Consider the following 4,757-nt stretch of genomic DNA (forward strand, 5'->3'; position numbering starts at 1 on the left):
CCCTTATGAGCAACGGATATCATCTATCTTTTTTTTTTCATCAGTTTCATTAGAAACAGTTTCTATTTTCAATTAATTGTTGGTCTGATGCGACATTTTTGCACAAAATACTTTCAGCCGTGCAATATTATTGTAACTTTGCGCCCGCTAACAATTAAAAAAGATTTAGATGAGAAAATTTTCGTTGATTAGCCTTATGTTGCTAATCGTTTCAACTTCAACTTTTGCTGGAGGTCTCCTTACGAATACAAATCAGCATGCTGCTTTTCTTCGTATGCTATCCCGTGGTGCTACAACTGAAATAGACGGTGCTTTGTCCAATCCGGCAGGTCTGGCGTTTTTACCGACTGACGGCTTTCATATGTCTTTGAGTATTCAGAGTGCTTTTCAAACAAGAAATATCGATGCTTCGTGCGAAGGTTTGGGGCTGAATAAGTATTATGAGGGTAAGGCATCTGCTCCTGTCATTCCCAGTTTGTTTGCCGCTTATAAGACGGGTGACTGGACGCTTTCCGGCTTCTTCGGTATCACCGGTGGCGGTGGAAAGGCTTCGTTTGATGATGGTCTTCCCATGTTCGATGCTATGGTGATAGGCGGATTGGGAGCCCAAAAGATTCCGAGCAATGCCTATTCGCTGAAAAGCTACATGGATGGCAAGCAGTACATTTACTCTGTACAGTTGGGCTTGACTTATAAGGCAACAGACTGGCTTTCTGTTTTTGCAGGTGGTCGCATGAACTATTTCACCGGTGGCTATCAGGGTGCATTAAATGCCAGTGCCGCCACTAATTTGCCTTTGCCTACCGGAGGAACGATAACTACCGGAACAGAACTTATCGGCATCGATTTGGATTGCAGCCAGACCGGATGGGGATTTACTCCGGTTATCGGTTTGGATGCCAAGTTGGGCAAGCTGAACATTGGCGCAAAGTATGAGTTCATGACTAATTTGAATATTGAGAATTCCACTAAAGAAAACTCGCTTCGTATGATTGGTGCCGCTGAAAGTGAATTGGCGGATTACAAGCATGGTGTGAATACTCCGAATGATATCCCTTCCATGCTATCCGTGGCTGTTGCCTATGAGTTCATACCGGTATTGCGCGCATCTGTGGAATATCACTTCTTTGATGACAAGAATGCAGGAATGGCCAATGGCAAGCAGAAGTTTCTGACAAAGGGAACAAACGAGTATCTGGCAGGTATTGAGTGGGATGTAACCAAACAGCTGACAGTGAGCTGTGGTGGTCAGATTACAGATTACGGATTGTCTAACGATTATCAGAGTGATACCAGTTTCTCTTGTGATTCTTATACTCTGGGCTTTGGAGCCAAGTTGAAGTTAAGTGAAAGAGCTGCCTTGAACGTTGGTTATATGTGGACTACCTATGATGACTATACTAAAGTGTCTCAAAACTATAATGGTACCGGATTGAGTGGTACAAATGTTTATAGTCGTACTAATAAGGTGTTCGGCCTTAGTATTGATTACAGGTTCTGATTTCATAATTACTTCTAATATGATAGAAGAAGCCGTCTCGAACATTGTTTTGAGGCGGCTTCCCTGTTTATATATCTGATTAGAAAGAATATTGTACCAACAAATTCATTCGGTTGGCATGGTGTGTTGAATTACTGAAATCTGTACGCCAGCCACGGAGGTATTCGGCTCCTACCTGCATGTTTGGAGTGACATTCCAGAATACATTGGCTACGAGATACTGTCCGTAGCGATAACTGCTTGGTTGATCGTTGGGATAACCATTCTCAGAATATAATCTGGACATACTATATGTGCCGGATACGAATATTTTCGGACAGATATTATACTGTGCCCCGGCAAACCAGCCCAGCATAGGCAATGCCTGCATCTTGCCTTCTTTTTCAGGATTGGGAACGATGTCCACATTCAGATTGCTTATATCATTCAAATATTGTCCGATACCTTTTCCGTAAGTAGCTTGCCCGAAGATTTCCCATTTCTTACTGAGATTGAACGAAGTAGATGCCTGTACACCCCATCCGGTAACATCGGACGCATGATTGCTGAGCGTGCTGGTATACGTCATGCTGCGCACGATACCACCCACACGAAGATGGCTGTTAGCTCCCCATCCATATTGGGCGTAAGCGGTGAAGTCCGGCATACGTTGTTGGGCTACGCTGAGTTCGTCATTCGTGGCGCCATCTACGCTTGGCACTTCGATAGATGCATGGAAACGCCAGTTTTTCAGACCTTTGTAAGTGTAGGCAAGTTGAGTGGCACGGTAGAAAGTTGCACCATTGGGGCCTTGGAAGTCGATAGTGGAAGGCAATGCAGCCAAATCCATGAACCCACCATAAGTATAACCCACCGTTACATTACGGAACGACATATAAGCATTTCGCAACTGGAATACCTTATCTCCGCCACGGAAGTTACCGGCAGTATATACAACGAAATCGCCCAGCAATTTAGTATGCCCTACCAGTTTCAGGAAGATGGTGGAAGTACTTGCATCCATTTGGAACTGGTTCTTTACTTTGCTGGCATTCGGAATGTAGGCAGGGATGAAGTCCATGTTGTCCACGATGCCGCCAAAGTCATATTCGGCAGTGGCACGCACATATCCGCCGATACCAAGGGCGAATTTCCCTTTTTTATCCATCAACAGGAAGCGGGGAGCTTTAGGATCGTGGATGTACCTGAATTGCGATTCGTTCATGATACGGACGATCTCATCGCCTGCCTTGTCGATGGTAACCATGACGATGCCGTTAGGTGCTTCGTCATCAATAATCACTTTTTCTTGTGCTTTGGCTATGGACGGAATGAAACCGATGCCGCACAATAGAAACATTACTTTTAAGATTGTCTTCATTATTAAGTTAGGTTTTGGTGAATGCCCTTTGAACAACTTAAATTAGAAATGGTTTTGCGGTCAATGGAAGAAAATGTATCTTTGCAGCCGATTTAACGATCTTATGATGCCGTGAATAGCGGTCGTGTATTCTAGAACACCACGTAAAAAACAGGATTTATGAAGCAAAAAGTATCTGTACCCTTTATGCTGCTGGGTATTCTATTTAATGTTTGTCTGATTGCAGCTAATCTTCTTGAAACTAAAGTTATCCAGGTTTTCGGTATTACCGTTACCGCAGGGTTGCTGGTTTTCCCTATTTCTTATATTATCAATGATTGCATTGCTGAGGTGTGGGGCTTTCGTAAAGCACGTCTCATTATCTGGAGTGGTTTTGCTATGAATTTCTTTGTGGTGATGCTTGGATTGATAGCCGTAGCATTACCGGCTGCACCATTTTGGGAGGGGGAGGCTCATTTCAACTTTGTTTTTGGGATGGCACCGCGTATTGTGGCGGCGAGTCTGACAGCTTTTCTGGTTGGTTCGTTTCTCAACGCTTATGTCATGAGCCGCATGAAAGTGGCAAGTGGTGGACGGCATTTCTCTGCCCGTGCTATCTGGTCCACTGTAGTGGGGGAGACGGCAGACTCTCTAATATTCTTTCCTGTTGCTTTCGGAGGAATTATTGCCTGGCCTGAATTGCTGGTGATGATGTGTATTCAGATCGTATTGAAATCCCTGTATGAGGTGCTGATTCTTCCGGTTACTATCCGTGTTGTGGCGGCTATTAAACGTATTGACGGTAGTGATGTATATGATCAGGATATCTCTTACAATATATTGAAAATCAAAGATATTTGAAGTAATGATAAATACTGTAAATCAGGAGTTAAGCGAAGCGATAACTTCCTTTAACTCCTGATTCGCATTAATAATGAATAGTTGTGAATAAAGAAGTTGCATTAGTTGTATTCAGTGGTGGACAAGATTCTACCACTTGCCTGTTTTGGGCAAAACGTGAGTTTAAGAGAGTAGTTGCTTTGAGCTTCCTGTACGGACAGAAGCATGAGAAAGAGGTGGAACTGGCACGGGAAATAGCCCGTAAAGCTGATGTGGAGTTTGAAGCAATGGATGTGTCTTTTATCGGTAAGTTGGGGCACAACTCACTGACGGATACAACGATGCTTATGGATCAGGAAAAGCCAGCCGGTAGTTATCCCAATACATTTGTGCCGGGACGTAACCTCTTCTTTCTAAGTATTGCTGCTGTATATGCCCGTGAACATGGTATCAATCATATCGTGACAGGAGTGTCGCAGACTGATTTCAGCGGATACCCTGATTGTCGGGATGCTTTTATCAAGTCGCTCAATGTTACATTGAACTTGGCTATGGACGAGCAGTTCGTAATTCATACTCCATTGATGTGGATCGACAAAGCGGAAACCTGGGGATTGGCAGATGAATTGGGAGTGCTCGATCTGATACGGAACGAAACATTGACTTGCTATAACGGGATACAGGGTGATGGCTGCGGGCATTGTCCGGCATGTAAGTTACGTCGTGAGGGATTAGAGAAATATTTAAAGCAGTTAAGTATTTAAAGGAATTATCGCTTCGCTTAACTCCTGATTTACATTAAAAACAAATAGTTATGACCGAATTAAAAGATCAACTGTCCCTTTTGGGGAGAAAAACAGAATATAAGCAGGACTATGCTCCTGAAGTGCTGGAAGCTTTTGATAATAAGCATCCCGAGAATGATTATTGGGTACGTTTTAATTGTCCGGAATTTACCAGCCTATGTCCTATAACCGGGCAGCCGGACTTTGCGGAAATCCGTATTAGTTATATTCCTGATATAAAGATGGTGGAAAGTAAAAGCTTGAAACTTTATCTGTTTAGTTTCCGTAATCA

The 4,757-nt window shown here is 43.4% G+C and carries 5 protein-coding genes; 4 read left to right on the forward strand and 1 reads right to left on the reverse strand.

Annotation, left to right across the window (positions count from 1 at the left end; translation table 11 throughout):
- Positions 1 to 169 precede the first annotated feature (169 nt).
- Positions 170 to 1,501, forward strand: a complete 1,332-nt coding sequence (locus tag BACCELL_RS17835) for an OmpP1/FadL family transporter (protein ID WP_007213366.1) — start codon at positions 170 to 172, stop codon at positions 1,499 to 1,501.
- Between the two features lie 79 nt (positions 1,502 to 1,580).
- Here BACCELL_RS17835 and BACCELL_RS17840 read toward each other — a convergent pair whose 3' ends face one another.
- A complete protein-coding gene (locus BACCELL_RS17840; RefSeq protein WP_007213367.1) occupies positions 1,581 to 2,861 on the reverse strand; it encodes a DcaP family trimeric outer membrane transporter in 1,281 nt (426 codons plus the stop codon).
- Positions 2,862 to 3,020: 159 nt separating this feature from the next.
- Between BACCELL_RS17840 and BACCELL_RS17845 the strand changes: the two genes are divergently transcribed.
- The 3 genes from BACCELL_RS17845 to queF form a co-directional block, all read left to right on the forward strand.
- A complete protein-coding gene (locus BACCELL_RS17845; protein ID WP_007213368.1) occupies positions 3,021 to 3,701 on the forward strand; it encodes a queuosine precursor transporter in 681 nt (226 codons plus the stop codon).
- Between the two features lie 83 nt (positions 3,702 to 3,784).
- The gene (gene queC, locus BACCELL_RS17850; protein WP_007213369.1) at positions 3,785 to 4,444 is read left to right on the forward strand and encodes a 7-cyano-7-deazaguanine synthase QueC; all 660 of its coding nucleotides are present in this window, start codon (positions 3,785 to 3,787) and stop codon (positions 4,442 to 4,444) included.
- Between the two features lie 50 nt (positions 4,445 to 4,494).
- The coding region (queF, locus tag BACCELL_RS17855; protein WP_007213370.1) for a preQ(1) synthase at positions 4,495 to 4,757 on the forward strand (263 nt) is incomplete at its 3' end.

The organism is Bacteroides cellulosilyticus DSM 14838, assembly GCF_000158035.1.
In the GTDB taxonomy this organism is placed as follows: domain Bacteria; phylum Bacteroidota; class Bacteroidia; order Bacteroidales; family Bacteroidaceae; genus Bacteroides; species Bacteroides cellulosilyticus.

Excerpts from the sequence above, each read along its gene's own strand:
- BACCELL_RS17835 (WP_007213366.1), top strand. The coding sequence starts at position 170 with ATGAGAAAATTTTCGTTGATTAGCCTTATGTTGCTAATCGTTTCAACT.
- BACCELL_RS17840 (WP_007213367.1), bottom strand. The coding sequence starts at position 2,861 with ATGAAGACAATCTTAAAAGTAATGTTTCTATTGTGCGGCATCGGTTTC.
- BACCELL_RS17845 (WP_007213368.1), top strand. The coding sequence starts at position 3,021 with ATGAAGCAAAAAGTATCTGTACCCTTTATGCTGCTGGGTATTCTATTT.